Raw genomic sequence first — 16,199 nt, 5'->3', positions numbered from 1 at the left:
GCCCGGGACGCAGTCAGGGCACGCGGCTCACACGTCGAAATAGAGCTCGAACTCGTGCGGGTGCGGGCGGAGCTGCATGGGGGCGATCTCCTTCTCCCGCTTGTACTCGACCCAGGTCTCGATCAGGTCGGGGGTGAAGACGCCACCGGCCTGGAGGTACTCGTTGTCGTTCTCCAGGGCCTCCAGCACGGCGGGCAGCGTGGTCGGCACCTGTGCGACACCGGCGTGCTCCTCCGGGGCCAGCTCGTACAGGTCCTTGTCGATCGGCTCGGCCGGCTCGATCTTGTTCTTCACGCCGTCCAGGCCGGCCAGCATCAGCGCCGAGAAGGCCAGGTACGGGTTGGCCGACGGGTCCGGGGCGCGGAACTCGACGCGCTTGGCCTTCGGGTTCGAGCCGGTGATCGGGATACGCATCGCGGCGGAGCGGTTCCGCTGCGAGTACACCAGGTTCACCGGGGCCTCGAAGCCGGGCACCAGGCGGTGGTACGAGTTCACCGTCGGGTTGGTGAAGGCCAGCAGTGACGGGGCGTGCTTGAGGATGCCGCCGATGTAGAAGCGGGCGATGTCCGACAGGCCGGCGTAACCCTGCTCGTCGTAGAAGAGCGGGGTGCCGTTGCTCCACAGCGACTGGTGGACGTGCATGCCGGAGCCGTTGTCACCGAAGATCGGCTTGGGCATGAAGGTCGCGGTCTTGCCGTTGCGCCAGGCGACGTTCTTCACGATGTACTTGAAGAGCATCAGGTCGTCGGCGGCGGCCAGCAGAGTGTTGTACTTGTAGTTGATCTCGGCCTGGCCGGCGGTGCCGACCTCGTGATGCTGCCGCTCGATCTCGAGGCCGGACTGCTGGAGTTCCAGGGACATCTCGGCCCGCAGGTCGGCGAAGTGGTCGACCGGCGGGGCGGGGAAGTAGCCGCCCTTGTAGCGCACCTTGTAGCCGCGGTTGCCACCGACCTCGACGGCGCCGGTGTTCCAGGCGCCCGCCTCGGAGTCGATGTAGTAGTAGCCGGCGTTCGACTTGGTCTCGAACCGGACGTCGTCGAAGACGTAGAACTCGGCCTCGGGACCGAAGTACGCGGTGTCGGCGATGCCGGAGGACGCCAGGTAGGCCTCCGCCTTCTTCGCGATGTTCCGCGGGTCACGGCTGTACGCCTCGCCCGTGATCGGGTCGTGGATGAAGAAGTTGATGTTGATGGTCTTGTCCTTGCGGAACGGATCCACCCGGGCGGTGGTCAGGTCCGGGACAAGGGCCATGTCGGACTCGTGAATGGCCTGGAAGCCACGGATGGACGAGCCGTCGAACATGAGCTTCTCGGCCGGGTCGAAGATCGCGGCCGGGACCGTGACGTGCTGCATCGTGCCCGGCAGGTCGCAGAACCGGACATCGATGAACTTGACGTCATTGTCCGAGATATACTTTTTGATTTCGTCGGGGTTCTGGAACATCCGTGGTCCTCCTTGCCCGCCTACGAGGACGGGGCGTTCGCAGCTCGGTCAGCAGCCCAGTGCGGTGGCCTGCCGGGGCCGACCCTAAGGACACGGCATTTCTCGGGCATGACCCGGTTGTTTCACTGATGTTAACCGGTGGGTGACGCCGGACACGGGAACCCGGCCGGTGCCGGAGGTGCGGGCCACGGGGCGCGGGAGGAGCGCCGGCCCGGCCGCGTTACCGTGGTCCGGTGAACAACAGGCAGGCAATCGGTTCGTGGCTCTCCGGCCCTCGTGCGGCGGCTGAGCAGATGGGTGTCGACTTCGGCTACCGGGGAGAGCGTCTCGGCCTGCCGGAGCACGGCCCGGGCTCCGTCGCGCCGCTGGGACGGCGGGTTCTCGCGCTCTGCATCGACTGGGGTCTGTGCATGCTGATCGCATACGGTCTGCTCGCGGAAAGTGCCGCCTCCCTCAGCAACTGGACACTCCTCGTGTTCGTGACGATGGCGATGCTGACCGTGGGCACTATCGGCGTCACCCCCGGGAAGCGGCTGCTCGGCCTGCGGGTGGTCGCACTCACCGGACAGCGGCTGAGCCTGCCGCGCGCGGTGCTCCGCACCCTGCTGCTGGCGCTGGCGGTCCCGGCGCTGGTCTGGGACCGCGACACCCGGGGGCTGCACGACCGCCTCGCAGGCGCCGTCCAGATCCGCGCCTGAGGCCCGCCGCACCCGCTGAGCCGTCACCGAACTCCGCCGCGCCCCGCTCGGGGGAGGAGCGGGCACCGGCACGGCCTCAGGGTCCGGCGCGGCGTCAGGGAGCCGGAAACGGAACAGGCACCGCCCCCCGGCGGACTGCGGGGGACGGTGCCCGGAACCGGGGCGGCGGTGGCCTCAGCGGCCCCGCTGGCCCTTCGGCATCTGGCTCTTCGGCATTTTCATGCCCTTCGGCATGGGCCCCTTGGGCAGGGGCATGTTCCCCATCAAATCGCCCATGGCGCGCAGTCGGTCGTTGACCTCCGTCACCCGGCCGCCCTGAAGCACCCGGGGCAGCTTCATGACCTTGGAGCGCAGCTTCTTGAGCTCCACCTGGCCCTCGTCCTTACCGACGATGATGTCGTAGACCGGCACATCGGAGACCACCCGGGCCATCCGGCGCTTCTCCGCGCCGAGCAGGGTCCGCAGCCGGTTCGGGTTGCCCTCGCCCACCAGGACGATGCCGCACTTGCCGACGGCCCGGTGCACCACGTCCTGCTGGCGGTTGATGGCCACGGCCGGAGTGAAGACGAAGCCGCGCTTGATGTTCTCCAGAACAGCGGCGGCCGCTCCCGGCTGCCCCTCCATCTGGCTGAACGCGGCCCGCTCGGCCCGGCGGCCGAAGATGATCGCGACGGCGAGCAGCGCGATCATGAACCCCAGGAACCCGACGTAGATCGGATGGCCCAGCAGGAATCCGATGCCGAGCACGGCACCGAAGGTGCCGAGACCGATGCCGGCGAGAACCCACCCGATCCACCGGTCGGCCCGCCTGGTCATCTTGTACGTCAGCGCGATCTGCTTGAGTCGCCCCGGGTTGTCGGAGTCAGCCTTTTTCTTCCTCGCCATGCGGGCAAGTTTACGGGTGAATGACGCCGGGAAGTCCTGCGGGTCGGCGGCCGGTGGGCCCCGGCTGCTGCGGGGCCGGGCCGCAGGGCGGCACGGCGGGTCAGCAGTCGGCCCGGTCCCGCCTCGCCGCAGCCGTAATCCGCCGCATCCCGTCACCGACGGTCGCTTTCCGGACCCGCCCGGGAGACGACCGGGGGTCCGCGGCAGCGGAAATCCGTTCCCCCATCGTTACGCGTACCTCCGGAACCTTCCCGGCCGCACCTGGGCGGCCGGGAAGGTTCCGGAGGTGCACACCCGGACGGTCAGGCGGCCGGTGTGGCCGCGCGCCGCTCGACAGCCTGCTGGTACAGCCGGCCGGCCCGGTAGGAGGACCGCACCAGCGGACCCGACATGACTCCGGCGTAGCCGATCTCCTCGGCCTCCTGCTGGAGCTCCACGAACTCCTCCGGTTTCACCCAGCGCTCGACCGGGTGGTGCCGCGGTGTCGGGCGCAGGTACTGGGTGATGGTGATCAGCTCACATCCCGCGGCGTGCAGGTCCCGCAGCGCCTGGCTGACCTCCTCCCGGGTCTCGCCGAGACCCAGAATCAGGTTGGACTTGGTCACCAGGCCGTCCTCGCGCGCCCGGGTGAGCACCTCCAGCGACCGCTCGTAGCGGAAGGCCGGCCGGATCCGCTTGAAGATCCGCGGCACCGTCTCGACATTGTGCGCGAGCACCTCGGGCCGGGAGGAGAACACCTCGGCCAGCTGCTCCGGCACGGCGTTGAAGTCCGGGATGAGCAGTTCCACACCGGTGTCCGGCATCAGGCCGTGGATCTGCCGGACCGTCTCGGCGTACAGCCACGCTCCGCCGTCGTCCAGGTCGTCCCGGGCCACCCCGGTGATCGTGGCGTACCGCAGCTCCATCTGCTGCACGGACTCCGCGACCCGGCGCGGCTCGTCGCGGTCCAGCTCGGCGGGTTTGCCGGTGTCGATCTGGCAGAAGTCGCAGCGCCGGGTGCACTGCTCACCCCCGATGAGGAAGGTGGCCTCGCGGTCCTCCCAGCATTCGAAGATGTTGGGACAGCCCGCCTCCTGGCAGACGGTGTGCAGACCCTCCCGCTTCACCAGGCTCTGCAGGGCGTTGTACTCCGGGCCCATCTTTGCCCGGGTCTTGATCCACGCGGGCTTACGCTCGATCGGGGTCTGGCTGTTCCTGACCTCGAGGCGGAGCATCTTACGACCGTCGGGTGCGACAGCGGACACTTCCGGGCTCCCTACGACTTCGATTCTTCGGTGTTCACCAGGGTACGCCTGTGCTTGTGGTGTCAGACGGGCCGGGGGACCGGGACCTCGGCGTCCAGCACCGCGTGCAGGTGCCGCTCCAGCACGGGCAGCACCTCGGAGACGGTGACCCGCCGCCCCAGCTCCTGGCTGAGGGAGGTGATGCCGGCGTCCCGGATGCCGCAGGGCACGATCCGGTCGAACGAGGTGTTGTCGGGGTCACAGTTCAGCGCGAAGCCGTGCATGGTCACGCCCCTGGCCACCCGGATGCCGATCGCCGCCAGCTTGCGGTCCTCGCCCCGCTGTCCCGCGTTCGACGGCGCGTACTCCGGGCCGCAGAGCCGGGCGTCGAACTCCTCGTCATTGAGCCGCGGGTCGAAGTCGAGCGCCAGCCCGCCGAGCCCCTCGGCCCCGGGAACACCGGCCACCGCGTCGCCCAGCACCCAGACCCCGCTGCGGCCCTCCACCCGGGTGACCTCCAGCCCGAAGTCCTCGCAGGTACGGATCAGCACGTCCTCCAGCCGCCGCACGTGGGCGACGACGTCCACCGGCGGGGCCAGACGCAGGATCGGGTATCCGACCAGCTGCCCCGGCCCGTGCCAGGTGATTTTCCCGCCCCGGTCGACGTCGATCACCGGAGTGCCGTCCAGCGGACGTTCGCTGTCCAGGGTCCGCCGTCCGGCCGTGTAGACCGGCTGGTGTTCCAGCAGCAGACAGGTGTCCGGGATCTCCTCGGCGAAGCGGGCGGTGTGCACCCGCCGCTGCTCCTGCCAGGCGGCCTGGTAATCGACAGCCTCGGCACCGAAGCCCAGGTGAACAACGCGCAGCTCAGTCACTGCGGCTCCTTCGTTTCATCCGCTCGCCACTGCGCCGGTACATCGCCGTAACTCGCCGCAGGAGGGCATCTCGGGACCCACTGTACGGCCGGGCCCGCTTCGGTTCCCAGGGGCCTCCGACCTCACACGTACGGATGAATCCTGTGCGGACGCGGCAAGTCCCGCGTACCAGGGCCGTTACATTCACGCCGTTCCCGCCGGGAGCCCTGGTGCCGCACAGCCGTATGGCAGGAGACCGCATAGCTGATGTCCACGGAACGACCAGGAGGAGTGCCCTCCCAGCAGTCCGCAGAGCAACGCATCCCGAACCGCCAGCTCGCCGCCCTCATCGCCGAGGCGGGCTTTTCCCATGCCGGCCTCGCGAGGCGGGTCGACCAGCTGGGACAGGAGCACGGTCTCGACCTCCGCTACGACAAGACATCGGTGACCCGCTGGCTGCGCGGTCAGCGGCCGCGCGGCACCACCCCCGCCCTGATCGCCGAGGTCTTCACCCGCAGGCTCGGCCGCAGACTGACCGCCCAGGACCTCGGCCTGGAGGCCTGTGCCCCGGTCTACGCCGGGCTGGAGTTCGCCTCCACGCCGGCCGAGGCGGTGGACATCGTGTCCGGCCTGTGGCGCAAGGACTCCGGCAGCTACGCGGAGCTGCGCCGGATCGCGTTCAGCCCGGCCGGTCTGGTGGTGCCCAGCCGGGACTGGCTCATCGGGCGCCCCGACGAGCGGGTGGCCCGCGGTGAGCCGCCCGCGCCGCCCGGCCCCGGCGGACCCGGCCGGCCCGAGCAGGGAAGCGTCATCCCCGAGCAGAAACGCGTCCCCGGGGCCCTGCCCCGCCCGGCCCCCCGGGCGGCGGCTGCCCCACCGGGCGCCTGCCGGGCGGAGCGGGGGCCGGGCCTGCGGGTCACCTCGGGGGACATCGCGGCGCTGCGCTCGGTGGCCGACCTGTTCCGGGGCCTCGACCAGACCTACGGGGGCGGCCACGCCCGGCAGGCGTTGATCCGCTACCTCGAGCACGAACTGGAGCCCATGCTGCGCGGCTCCTACGGCGAGCAGACCGGGCGCCGGCTGTTCTCCGCCGCCGCGGACCTGACCCGGCTGGCCGGCTGGACGTCCTACGACATCGCCGCCCATGGGCTGGCCCAGCGCTACTTCGTGCAGGCGCTGCGGCTCTCCCAGGCCGCCGGAGACCGCAGCTACGGCAGCTACGTGCTGGTCTCGATGAGCAGGCAGGCCGTCTACCTGGGGCACGGCAGGGAGGCGGTGCAGCTCGCCCGGGTGGCCCAGCAGGGCATGAGCAGCTCGGCGGCGCCCGCGGTGCAGGCCCTGCTGCACGCGGTGGAGGCGCGTGGCCATGGGCTGCTGGGCGAGGTCCGGGCCTGCACGACGGCGCTGGCCCGCGCGGAGCGCGCCCTGGAGTCCGCGCGCCCCGGCGAGGAGGTGCCGCCATGGGCCCGGTTTTTCGACGAGGCCCAGCTGGCGGACGAGTTCGGGCACTGTCACCGGGATCTGCGGCAGTACCGGGCCGCCGCCCGGCACGCGGAGCGTTCCCTGCAGCTGCGCGGCACCGGCCATGCCCGCAGCCGCCTGTTCTGCCGGGTGGTGCTGGCCACCGCCCGGCTCGGCCTGGGGGAGCTCGAGCAGGCCTGCGAGCTGGCAGCCGAGGCGGCCCAGCAGGCGGCAGGCATGCGGTCCGTGCGGGCGCACGAGTATGTGCAGGACTTCGAGCGCCGGCTCGAGCCGCACCAGGAGACCTGTGCCGTCCGGGCATACCAGGAGCGAGTGGCGGCGCTGCGCCGGTGACGACGGCCCCCGTCGGGTGCCCGTCGGCGGGGGCCGTGGAGCTCAGGCAGCCGGGTGCAGTCCGGCGGCTTCCCGGTCGGCGGCGGCCTCCCGCAGCCCGGCGTCGCTGAGCAGGGCGGTGGCGGCCCGCCGCGCGGAGGACAGCTCACCGGCGACCCCCGGCGCGGACCGGTGGTCGCCGCAGACGTAGAGCCCTGCGAGCAGGCGTACCCGCCGCTCGGGGGCGTACGGCGGCGGCACCGCGGGCACCGCCTCGGCGTCGTGGTGTGCGGCGAGCAGCGTCCAGCCGTGGGCGGAAGCCCCGTACAGGGCGCTCAGCTGGGCGCGGCTGGCCGCGTCCAGGACCTCCGGCGCCTGCCCGGCCTCCGTCCCGAGGACGACCGAGGTGATCAGCGTCCTTCCTGCCGGGGCCCGGGAGGGGTCGACCGCCGACGCGGCCAGGGTGTGCGTGACCGGGCCGCGCCGGCCGGTGTCCACGATCAGCGCCGGCTCGGCCGGGAGGGCAGCCGGGGCGCTGTGGTGCAGCACGGTCACCGGGTGGAAGGCGGGCACCCGCAGGCCCGGTATCAGCCGGGCGGCCTCCGGGGCGCCGGTGGCGAGCACCGTGGCCCGGCCGCGGACGACGCCGTGCTCGGCCGTCCGCACGGCGTTCGTGGCCACCGAGACCGCCCGCACTCCGGTGCGCACCGTGCCCTGCGGGAGCGCGGTCGCCAGCAGCTCCGGCAGCGTCGCCGAGCCGCCGGCGGGCAGGCTGAGCCCGGACCGGGCGAAGGCGCGCAGCCGCAGGTCGCTCAGCCGGCAGGAGGCGGTCAGGCCGGGGTCGGCGAGCAGCGCTGTCAGCAGCGGTCGCAGCGCGCCCTCGGCGAGCCGCGCGGGGATGGCCCGGGCGGCGAGGGCGCCGCCCGCGGGCATCTCGGGGCGGGCCCGGAGCCGTTCGTCCGGGAGGCTGCCGAACCGGCGCAGGTCGGCACGCAGCCACGTCTGGTCGAAGGCCCCGGTCAGCGAGCGGCTGCGGCCCGTCCGGCTGCCGTGTCCGGGATGGCCGCAGACCCGGTGGACGCGGTCCGGGCCGTGCAGCAGGACCCCGCCGGTCAGGGAGCACAACGGCAGCGGGGCGGGCAGCCGGGACAACTCCGGGAAGTCCGGGGCGGGCATCCAGCTGCCCCGGTCGAGCCGGTAGCCGGCCTGCCGGTCGGTGGCCATCCGGCCCCCGACCCGGTCGGCGGCTTCCAGAACGGTGACGGTGAGTCCTGCGGCGGTGAGGTGGTGGGCGGCGGCCAGACCGGCCGTCCCGGCTCCGACCACGATGACGTCGCTGTCCGTGTCCGTGCGGTGCGTGCGACTGCTGCTGAGCACGTGCCCTCCCGTGCGATGGTCGGCGCCTCCGGGGGCCGGACCGGGACAGTGACGGCCCGGGCACTCATCAGGTCCGAGCCGGCCCGACGGCGTGCGGCGCCCGGTATCGCGCGGGCGCCTGTCGGCCTGATGCCCACTGGCGGCCCGGACTATCCCCGAGCCGCACATGACCCTAGACGGATGCTCGCCCCGCGCCAGAGCGCACGGAACAGGAGCCGATGCACGCCGGGCGCACGGAGAGGTACCGCTCAACTACCGGGCGCGAGAATTCCGGGTCGTGCCAGGTCAGGCGGAGTCCTCCAGCGCCGCGCGCACCGCGTCCTCGATCCCGGGGTGGGTGAAGGGGAACCCGGCCTCCATCAGGCGCCGCGGCACCACCCGCTGGCTGCTCAGGACATCCTCGGCGAACTGGCCCAGAAAGAGCTGCAGAGCCGGCGCCGGAGCGGGGAAGAGCGTCGGCCGGCGCAGGACCTTTCCCATGACGCGGGTCACCTCCCGGTTGGTGACCGGCTCCGGTGCGGTCAGGTTGACGGGCCCGGACAGCGCGTCCTCCCCGTCCTGCTCCAGCAGGAAGCGCAGCGCGGCGATGTGGTCGGCGAGCGCGATGTGGCTCCAGTACTGCCTGCCGTTGCCGATCCGGCCGCCGAGACCCGCCTTGAACAGCGGGAACAGCCTGCCCCAGGCGCCACCGGAGGCGGCCACCACCAGGCCGGTCCGGGCGAGGACGGTGCGGACCCCCGCCCGGACAGCGGGTGCGGCGGCGTCCTCCCACTCCAGGCAGACCTCGGCGAGGAAGCCCTCCCCGGCGGGGGCGTCCTCGTCCACCGCCCGGTCCCCGGTGTCTCCGTAGAAGCCGATCGCGCTGCCGCACAGGAACGTGGCGGGCGGGGTGTCCTGGTCGGCGATGGCCCGGGCGACAGCGGCGGTGCCCAGCACCCGGCTGTCCCTGATCTCCCGCTTGTAGCTCTCGGTCCAGCGCTTGTCGGCGACTCCCGCGCCGGCCAGGTGGACGACGGCGTCGCAGCCGGCGAGGGCGGCCGCGGTCACGCCGGTGTCCTTCCCGCGCGGATCCCACTGGGCTTCGTCGCTCTCCCGCGCCGGGCGGCGGACCAGCCGCACGACCTCGTGGCCGTCGGCACGCAGAGAGGTCACCAGGGAGGAGCCGATGAGTCCGGTGGATCCGGTGACGGCGATACGTGAGGGGGTGGGCATGAGGCCATCCTGATCGATGATCGCGGGGGAGGCCAGCAACGACCGGGCGGGGAGTGGTTAACGCTGCGCCGGTTCCCGGAAGCGGGCCCAGAGCCGCGGGAAGGCGGTGGCCAGCTCCTTGTCGTCCTCGAAGTCCATCGGGCTGCCCATGGGCTCGGAGGGCGGCTCCGGGAGCTCCAGATCGGGCAGCTCGTTTCCGGTGAGCTGTTCGTAGGCGTCGAAGGCCGCGAAGCCGACCCCTTCCGCCTCACCGTCGGTGTCCGGGTCGAAGCCGTCCGCCAGCAGCTCCGCGAGCGAGTCCGGGTCGTGCAGGGTGCCCTCGAAGACCCGGCGGCCCTGCGAGATCAGCCAGCAGCGGAAATTGTCGAAGCTGTCGTCGCTGGCCCCGTCGAGCAGGACCCAGGCCGCACCCCAGACGTCCCAGCGGTAGGCGCGGACGAACCGCGATTCGAAATGCTGAGCGAAGACCGTGACGGCCTCCGGATCGAGCTCGGCCAGCCGCTCGACCAGCAGATCGGCGTGCGTGTCCGGATCGCCGTCGGCGGACTCACGGGTGCCGTCGACGATCTCCCAGAACTCCGTCTCGTGCATCACGCCTCCAGCATCGGCGCTGCGGCCCGCTCCCGCACGCCGAACCGGCGGTGAACGGTGCCCGAATTTCCGTCCGGTCGGAAAGCCGGACAGAGGATGTCGGGTTTGGCTGCCACTGTCGTGCCGTTGCCGCAGGAGAGGACGCAGACATGGAACAGCGAAACAGCAGTGCCGGACCGCTCGCGGGAAGGACCGCCCTGGTCGCGGGGGCGACCCGGGGCGCCGGACGGGCGATGGCCGTGGAGCTCGGCCGGGCCGGGGCGACGGTGTACGTGACCGGCCGCACCACCCGGGAGCGGGTCAGCGAGGTGGGCCGTGCGACGGAGACGATCGAGGGGACCGCGGAGCTGGTCACCGCGGCCGGGCGGGACGGCGGGGGCGGGCGGGGCATCGCGGTGCCCACCGATCACCTGGTGCCGGAGCAGGTGGCGGAGCTGACCGCACGGATCGACCGGGAGCAGGGACGGCTCGACATCCTGGTCAACGACCTCTGGGGTGGGGACCACCTGGTGCAGTGGGAGAGCAAGGCGTGGGAGCACGACCTGGAGCGCGGACTCCGGGTCCTGCGGCTGGGTGTGGAGACCCACCTCGTCACCAGCCGGTACGCGCTCCCGCTGCTCATCCGCCGCCCCGGCGGCCTGCTGGTGGAGGTGACGGACGGTACGCGGGAGTACAACACCCGTTACCGCCCGCCCCTGTACTACGACCTGGCGAAGAGCGCCCCGATCCGGATGGCCCGCGGACTCGCGGAGGAGCTCCGGGAGTACGGCGCGACGGCGGTCTGCCTCACCCCGGGCTGGCTGCGCTCCGAGGCGATGCTGGACACCCACTTCGAGGTCACCGAGGAGAACTGGCGCGCGGGCACGGAGAAGGACCCGGACTTCGCCATCTCCGAGTCACCGGCCTTCGTCGCCCGAGCGCTCGTAGCCCTGGCCGGCGATCCGGACGTCGCCCGCTGGAACGGGGCCTCCCTGTCCAGCGGCGGCCTCGCCCGCGAGTACGGCTTCACCGACACCGACGGCTCGCAGCCCGATGCCTGGGGCTATCTGGCCGCCCGGGAGGCGGGCGGACCCGCAGAGAGCGCCGGCTTCCGTTAGCCCGGGACCGGGCGGGGGTGAGGGAACCTCCGTGCCCCCCCTGTGCGGCCGCCTTCACCGAGCGCCGGCGCGGGGCGGGGCCCTGCTCCTCCCCGGGTTGTCGGACGCCTGCCCTCAGGCGGGAAGAACGACGGCGCGGGCGGGGTCGAGGCTCAGGGTGGCCGACTGCCCGGGGTGCGGTGGGGTGTGGTCGCGGGCGGGGGTGAGTGCGGTCAGGGTGGTGCCGTCGGGGAGGCGGACACGGGTGCGCGTCAGAGGGCCTTCAGGGACGGTCTCGGTGACCGTGCCGGTCAGCGTGCGGCCGTCGGCGGCGGTGTCCGGCCGGCTTTCGCGCGACTGCAGCAGGAGGTCTTCGGCCCGGGCGGCGACCACCACCCGGCGGGCTTCCCGGACGGCGGGCAGGCGCAGGCGCAGGCCGCAGGTGAGCTCGTACACCCCCGGCACGGTGGGGGTGGCGGGCAGGAGGTTGTCGAAACCGAGGGCGTGGGCTGCCGCCACGCTCGTGGGGTTGTCCATGACCTCGGCGACGGAGCCGCACCGGGTGGTGGCGCCGTCGATGACGAGGGCCATGCGGTCGCCGAGCGCGAACGCCTCGGCGCGTTCGTGGGTGACGATCACCGCGGGGATGCCGACCTCGCGCAGGAGGGCACGCAGGTCGGAGCGGATGGCGGCCCGGGTGGGGGAGTCGAGGGCGGACAGCGGCTCGTCCAGGAGCAGCAGGTGCGGGTCGGTGGCAAGGGCGCGGGCGAGGGCGACCCGTTGGGCCTGGCCACCGGAGACCTGGCCCGCTTTGCGGTCGGCCAGGCCGTGCAGGTCGAGGAGGCCGACCAGTTCGGCGAGTCTCTCCGCGCGGTGGTCGCGGCTGCTCCGGCGCATGCCGTAGGTGATGTTCGCGGCGACGGTCAGGTGAGGGAAGAGGGCGTGGTCCTGGAACAGGTAGCCCGCTTTCCGCCGCTGCACCGGCAGGTCTGTGCGGGTGGTGGCGTCGTACCAGGTGGTCCCCGCGCAGGTGATGCGGCCCGACTCCGGGGTATGGAGGCCGGCCAGTGCGCGCAGGATGGTGGTCTTGCCGCCGCCCGAGGGCCCGAAGAGGATCAGCGTCTCGCGTGCGGCGAGCGTGAGGTCGGCGGTGATGACGGGGCCGCGCCGGTGCCGGGCGGTGAACCGGGCCCGCAGGGCCGGGTGCTGCCCGTCCCGGGTGGTTCCGGTGCGTTCCTTGCGGGTGAGGGTCACGGGGTGGCTCCGGCATGGGTGAAGCGGCGTTGGAGGGTGTAGGTGGCGGCCAGCACGGCGAAGGAGAAGACCAGCAGCAGGAGGCTGGTGCGGCCGGCGGCCTCGTAGTCCATGGACTGCACGGAGTCGTAGATGGAGATGGACACGGTCCGGGTCTCGCCGGGCAGGTTTCCGCCCAGCATCAGGACCACGCCGAACTCGCCGATGGTGTGGGCGAAGGACAGCACCGCGCCGGTGACGATCCCCGGCAGGGCCAGCGGCACGGCGATCCGGGTCAGGGTGCGGGGGCGGGATTCCCCCAGCGACCAGGAGGCTTCCAGCAGCCTGCGGTCGACCCCGGCGAAGCCGGCGGCGATCGGCTGCACCGCGAACGGCAGGCTGAACAGGACCGAGCCGACCAGCAGGCCGGTGAAGGAGAACGGCAGCAGGCTGCCGGTGAGGTCCTCGTACGCGCGGCCGACCGGCGACCGGGGCCCGAGCGCGAGCAGCGCGTAGAACCCCAGCACCGTGGGGGGCAGCACCAGCGGCAGCGCGACGACCGCCTCGATCGCGGTGCGCCACCAGCGCCGGGGACCGTAGGCGAGCCATGCCCCGAGCGGCAGCGCGATGATCAGCAGGATGCCGGTGGTCGCCGCCGCGAGGCGCACGCTCAGCATGATCGCTTGCCAGTCCACGAGTGACGTCCCCTGCCGTGCTACTGGCCGGGGAGGAAGAAGCCGTAGGACTTCAGCACCTCTTGCGCCCCGGGCCCGGTCAGGTAGGTGGCGAGGGCCTTCGCGGCCTCGACGTCGGACGACTTCTTCATGATCACGCCGCCCTGGTTGATGCGGGGGTAGGACTCCAGGTCCACCTCCGCGACATCTCCCCTGTCCTTCATCGGTCCGGCCTCCGCCAGTGACAGGGCGATCACGCCGGCGTCCGCGTTGCCGGAGGTGACGAACTCGGCGGCCTGGGCGATGTTGTCGCCCATCACCAGCTTCCCCTTGACCTCCTCGTACACCCCGGCGCTCTTCAGGGCGGCGACGGCGGCCACGCCGTAGGGGGCGTGATCGGGGTTGGCGATGGCGATCCTGCGGATGTCCGGGCCGGTGAGCCTGTCCAGTCCCTCGGCCTCGATGCCGAACTTCTTGTCCTTGCCGGCCCACACCACCAGACGCCCGACCGCGTAGTCGAACTGCGAGTCCTCGACCGTGAGCCCGGCTTCCCGAAGCATCTCGGGGTAGGCGGTGTCGGCGGACAGGAACACGTCGAACGGGGCTCCGTTGAACAGCTGCGTGCTGAAGTTCCCCGACGAGCCGTAGGAGACCTCGACGGTCGTGCCCGGGTGCTCCTCGTGAAAGTCCTTCAGGAGATCGTCCAAGGCGAACTTCAGGTCGGAGGCCGCGGCGACCCGCACCACCGTCGGCCCGGCCCCCGCGTTCGTGCCGGCGTCCGGCGTGCCGGAAGCGTCCGTGCCTGTACCGCAGCCCGTTACCGCCACGACCGCGGTCAGCAGCCCTGCCGTGAGAGCACCGGTGCGCTTCACCGCTTCACCTCTTGTCCGGCACCGGCCAGCGTGTACCCGCCCAGCCTGCGCAACTGGGAACTCACCCGCGGTGAGCACCACACCTGCAACAACGTCGACATCCCCGGGTGCTCGGCGAACCGCCGGTCCACCCACAGCTGGACCACGTGCTCCTCCCACGCGGTGAAGCGCAGACCCACGGCCGAAGCCGCAGCGGCCGTGGTCACGCCGGCCGCGACCTGCCCCGCCGCCGTCATCCGCGCCGAAGCCAGATGCCCCGCCGCCACCGGCCCCCGCACCCGGTCCGGAGCTCCGGCAGCTGCCAGCGCCCGGTGCAGGGCCTGCTCGGAAGCGGCCAGCGCGTCCCGGTGAGCTACCGGTACCCGGCCGGCGCCCACCGCGCCCAGCGGGGGCATCGCACCGGCGTGGGCCAGGCCGACCGGCCACCGCGCGAGCTCCCACCGCGCCAGGCCCTCCGGAACCGGCGGCAGCCCGCCGGCCGGGCCGTGCACCACCGCCGCGTGCGCTCGGCCCGCGGCAAGGGCGGCAAGCGACCGTCCGGAGGACGCGTGGACGACGACCAGCCGCCCGGCGCCGGTGCCGGGCGCGGCGGCAGCCGCCATCCCCAAGGCGGGCTCACAGCCGGCCACGACGAACCCGTTTCCGGCCGCCCCGTCCAGCATCGTGGGGCCGTCGGCCGACCAGACCGCGTCGGCCAGGCGGAAGCCCGCCTCGTCCGGCTCGTGGAGCGGGGCCCACACCTGCGTCGACGCGACACGGGCCACAGTCAGCGGCGTACCGGGCGACGGCTCCGCGACATCGACCAGCACCGGCAGCACCGATCCGGTCTCGGGCCCGGTCTCGGCGAAGAGCTCCTCGACCGAGCAGCCCAGCGCACCGGCCAGGCCCAGCGCAGCCGTCACCGAGGGCACTTGCCGACCCGCCTCGACCGCCGCAATCGACTGCCGGGACACTCCGGCCGCGGCGGCCAGGTCGGCCTGCGACCAGTTGCGTCCCTGTCGCCGTTGCCGTACCCGCCCACCAGACATGCCAGGAAACTAGCAGATGGCCAGTATCCAGGCACGCGCGGGCCGGTGCCGGGTCCTTCAGGGCCCGGTGCGGCCATCGCGCCGGACGGCCGGTCCTCCCGGCCGGCAGCAGTACGGTGGTGGGCGCGCGTCCTGCCTGCCGCGGGTCACGGGGCCGCTCGATCCGGCGGCTGTGCCCGGTAGCAGGCGTTCAGGCGGGTGGCGGCCTCGGCCATCCGGGTGCGGAGGGCGGGGGGTTCCAGAACCTCGGCCTCCGGACCGAGTGCGAGCAGCTGGCTGTAGGCGACGTCCAGGTTCTCCACCGCCAGGGTCAGCGTGATCCGGCCGTCCGCACCGGGGGGACCGGCCGTGGTGAGGGCTTCCCCGGCAGCGGCGCGGTCGGTGACGTGCGGCAGCAGCCGGGCCCCCTCTGCCGTCAGGCGCAGCCGCACCCTGTCATGCAGGATCGACCGGGCGAAGGCCGCGGAGCGCTCGGTCCAGAACGCCGGGAGGTCGAAGTCCGGGTCCCGGACGAAACGTCCCGTGCCGGGCTCCACGGCGGTGAACCGGTCGGCCCGGTACACCCGGTGGTCGCCGTCGGTGCGGGCCACCAGGTACCAGACGCCGGCCTTCAGCACGAGGCCGTAGGGCTCCAGCGTGCGGCTGACCTCCCGGCCCTTCCCCTCGCCTGCGGCACCGCCACCGCGCCGGTACCGGACCGAGACCGGCCGGTCGTCCCAGAGCGCGTCGGCGAGCCGGGGCAGCAGCGCCGGGGTGCCCGCGGTCTGCCACCAGCCGGGAGCATCGAGGTGGAAACGCCGGGCCGCTGCTGTCCGGGCGTCCCGCATCGCGGGGATCAGTGCCGCGGACACCTTCAGCTGGGCGGCGGAAGCGGCGTCCGCCAGGCCCATGTCCCGCAGCGCGGACGGCACGCCGGACAGGAACAGCGCCTCGGCCTCGCTGCGGCCCAGGCCGGTGAGCCGGGTGCGGTAGCCGCCGATCAGCCGGTAGCCGCCGGACCGCCCGCGGTCCGCGTACACCGGGACGCCGGCCTCCGACAGAGCGGTGGCGTCCCGGGCGACGGTCCGCTCGGACACCTCCAGCTCCGCCGCCAGCTCGGCGGCGGTCATCACCTGCCGGTCCTGCAGCAGCAGCACCATCTGGATGAGCCGGGCAGCACGCACGCGGCCATCCCATCATGCGGGGAGCGGTCACCCGGGAGAGTTGTCCGGGACCGCGGACGACCGCGCCCCGCCCGGG

General features: G+C 72.8%; 15 protein-coding genes. 3 read left to right on the top strand and 12 right to left on the bottom strand.

Features of this window, described 5'->3' with window-relative positions; all coding sequences use genetic code 11:
* Positions 1–27: 27 nt before the first annotated feature.
* The gene (glnA, locus tag PJ985_RS20620) at positions 28–1,443 is read right to left on the bottom strand and encodes a type I glutamate--ammonia ligase (protein WP_271685357.1); all 1,416 of its coding nucleotides are present in this window, start codon (positions 1,441–1,443) and stop codon (positions 28–30) included.
* 233 nt (positions 1,444–1,676) lie between these two features.
* Between glnA and PJ985_RS20615 the strand changes: the two genes are divergently transcribed.
* Positions 1,677–2,141 carry an RDD family protein gene (locus tag PJ985_RS20615; RefSeq protein ID WP_271685356.1) on the top strand — a complete coding sequence of 155 codons (465 nt, stop codon included), beginning with the start codon at positions 1,677–1,679 and terminating at the stop codon, positions 2,139–2,141.
* Between the two features lie 174 nt (positions 2,142–2,315).
* On the opposite strand, the gene PJ985_RS20610 is transcribed toward PJ985_RS20615, so the two are convergent.
* The 3 genes from PJ985_RS20610 to lipB form a co-directional block, all read right to left on the bottom strand.
* Positions 2,316–3,026 carry a DUF4191 domain-containing protein gene (locus tag PJ985_RS20610; protein WP_271685355.1) on the bottom strand — a complete coding sequence of 237 codons (711 nt, stop codon included), beginning with the start codon at positions 3,024–3,026 and terminating at the stop codon, positions 2,316–2,318.
* Positions 3,027–3,328: 302 nt separating this feature from the next.
* Positions 3,329–4,270, bottom strand: a complete 942-nt coding sequence (lipA, locus tag PJ985_RS20605) for a lipoyl synthase (protein ID WP_271685354.1) — start codon at positions 4,268–4,270, stop codon at positions 3,329–3,331.
* Between the two features lie 62 nt (positions 4,271–4,332).
* On the bottom strand, positions 4,333–5,124 hold the full coding sequence (lipB, locus tag PJ985_RS20600) for a lipoyl(octanoyl) transferase LipB (protein ID WP_271685353.1): 792 nt from the start codon (positions 5,122–5,124) through the stop codon (positions 4,333–4,335).
* A 246-nt stretch (positions 5,125–5,370) separates the two neighbouring features.
* On the opposite strand from lipB, the gene PJ985_RS20595 reads away from it, so the two are divergent.
* Positions 5,371–6,918, top strand: coding sequence for a regulator (locus PJ985_RS20595; RefSeq protein WP_271685352.1), 1,548 nt, complete (start codon positions 5,371–5,373; stop codon positions 6,916–6,918).
* 42 nt (positions 6,919–6,960) lie between these two features.
* Here the strand turns inward: PJ985_RS20595 and PJ985_RS20590 are convergent, their stop codons facing one another.
* The 3 genes from PJ985_RS20590 to PJ985_RS20580 form a co-directional block, all read right to left on the bottom strand.
* The gene (locus PJ985_RS20590; protein WP_271685351.1) at positions 6,961–8,274 is read right to left on the bottom strand and encodes an FAD-dependent oxidoreductase; all 1,314 of its coding nucleotides are present in this window, start codon (positions 8,272–8,274) and stop codon (positions 6,961–6,963) included.
* 285 nt (positions 8,275–8,559) lie between these two features.
* Entirely contained in the window at positions 8,560–9,486 is a 927-nt protein-coding gene (locus tag PJ985_RS20585; protein WP_271685350.1) for a TIGR01777 family oxidoreductase, read from the bottom strand.
* Between the two features lie 57 nt (positions 9,487–9,543).
* Positions 9,544–10,077 (bottom strand): DUF4240 domain-containing protein, encoded by a 534-nt coding sequence (locus PJ985_RS20580; protein WP_271685396.1) that lies wholly within the window; start codon positions 10,075–10,077, stop codon positions 9,544–9,546.
* 149 nt (positions 10,078–10,226) lie between these two features.
* On the opposite strand from PJ985_RS20580, the gene PJ985_RS20575 reads away from it, so the two are divergent.
* Positions 10,227–11,174 carry an SDR family oxidoreductase gene (locus tag PJ985_RS20575; RefSeq protein ID WP_271685349.1) on the top strand — a complete coding sequence of 316 codons (948 nt, stop codon included), beginning with the start codon at positions 10,227–10,229 and terminating at the stop codon, positions 11,172–11,174.
* 114 nt (positions 11,175–11,288) lie between these two features.
* Here PJ985_RS20575 and PJ985_RS20570 read toward each other — a convergent pair whose 3' ends face one another.
* The 5 genes from PJ985_RS20570 to PJ985_RS20550 form a co-directional block, all read right to left on the bottom strand.
* Positions 11,289–12,407 (bottom strand): ABC transporter ATP-binding protein, encoded by a 1,119-nt coding sequence (locus PJ985_RS20570; protein WP_271685348.1) that lies wholly within the window; start codon positions 12,405–12,407, stop codon positions 11,289–11,291.
* Complete coding sequence (gene modB, locus PJ985_RS20565; RefSeq protein WP_271685347.1) at positions 12,404–13,081, bottom strand: molybdate ABC transporter permease subunit; 678 nt, start codon at positions 13,079–13,081, stop codon at positions 12,404–12,406. The genes PJ985_RS20570 and modB overlap by 4 nt, the downstream gene beginning before the upstream one ends.
* A 20-nt stretch (positions 13,082–13,101) precedes the next feature.
* Positions 13,102–13,932, bottom strand: coding sequence for a molybdate ABC transporter substrate-binding protein (gene modA, locus PJ985_RS20560; protein ID WP_271685346.1), 831 nt, complete (start codon positions 13,930–13,932; stop codon positions 13,102–13,104).
* Complete coding sequence (locus PJ985_RS20555) at positions 13,929–14,960, bottom strand: helix-turn-helix transcriptional regulator (protein WP_271685345.1); 1,032 nt, start codon at positions 14,958–14,960, stop codon at positions 13,929–13,931. Before PJ985_RS20555 ends, modA begins: the two co-directional genes overlap by 4 nt.
* A gap of 146 nt (positions 14,961–15,106) precedes the next feature.
* Complete coding sequence (locus PJ985_RS20550) at positions 15,107–16,123, bottom strand: helix-turn-helix transcriptional regulator (protein WP_271685344.1); 1,017 nt, start codon at positions 16,121–16,123, stop codon at positions 15,107–15,109.
* Between the last annotated feature and the right edge of the window lie 76 nt (positions 16,124–16,199).

The sequence above is a fragment of the Streptomyces sp. ACA25 genome (assembly GCF_028200735.1).
Classification (GTDB): domain Bacteria; phylum Actinomycetota; class Actinomycetes; order Streptomycetales; family Streptomycetaceae; genus Streptomyces.
The sequence above is the reverse complement of the archived record's forward strand: the minus strand, read 5'-3'. Positions and strand labels throughout refer to the sequence as shown.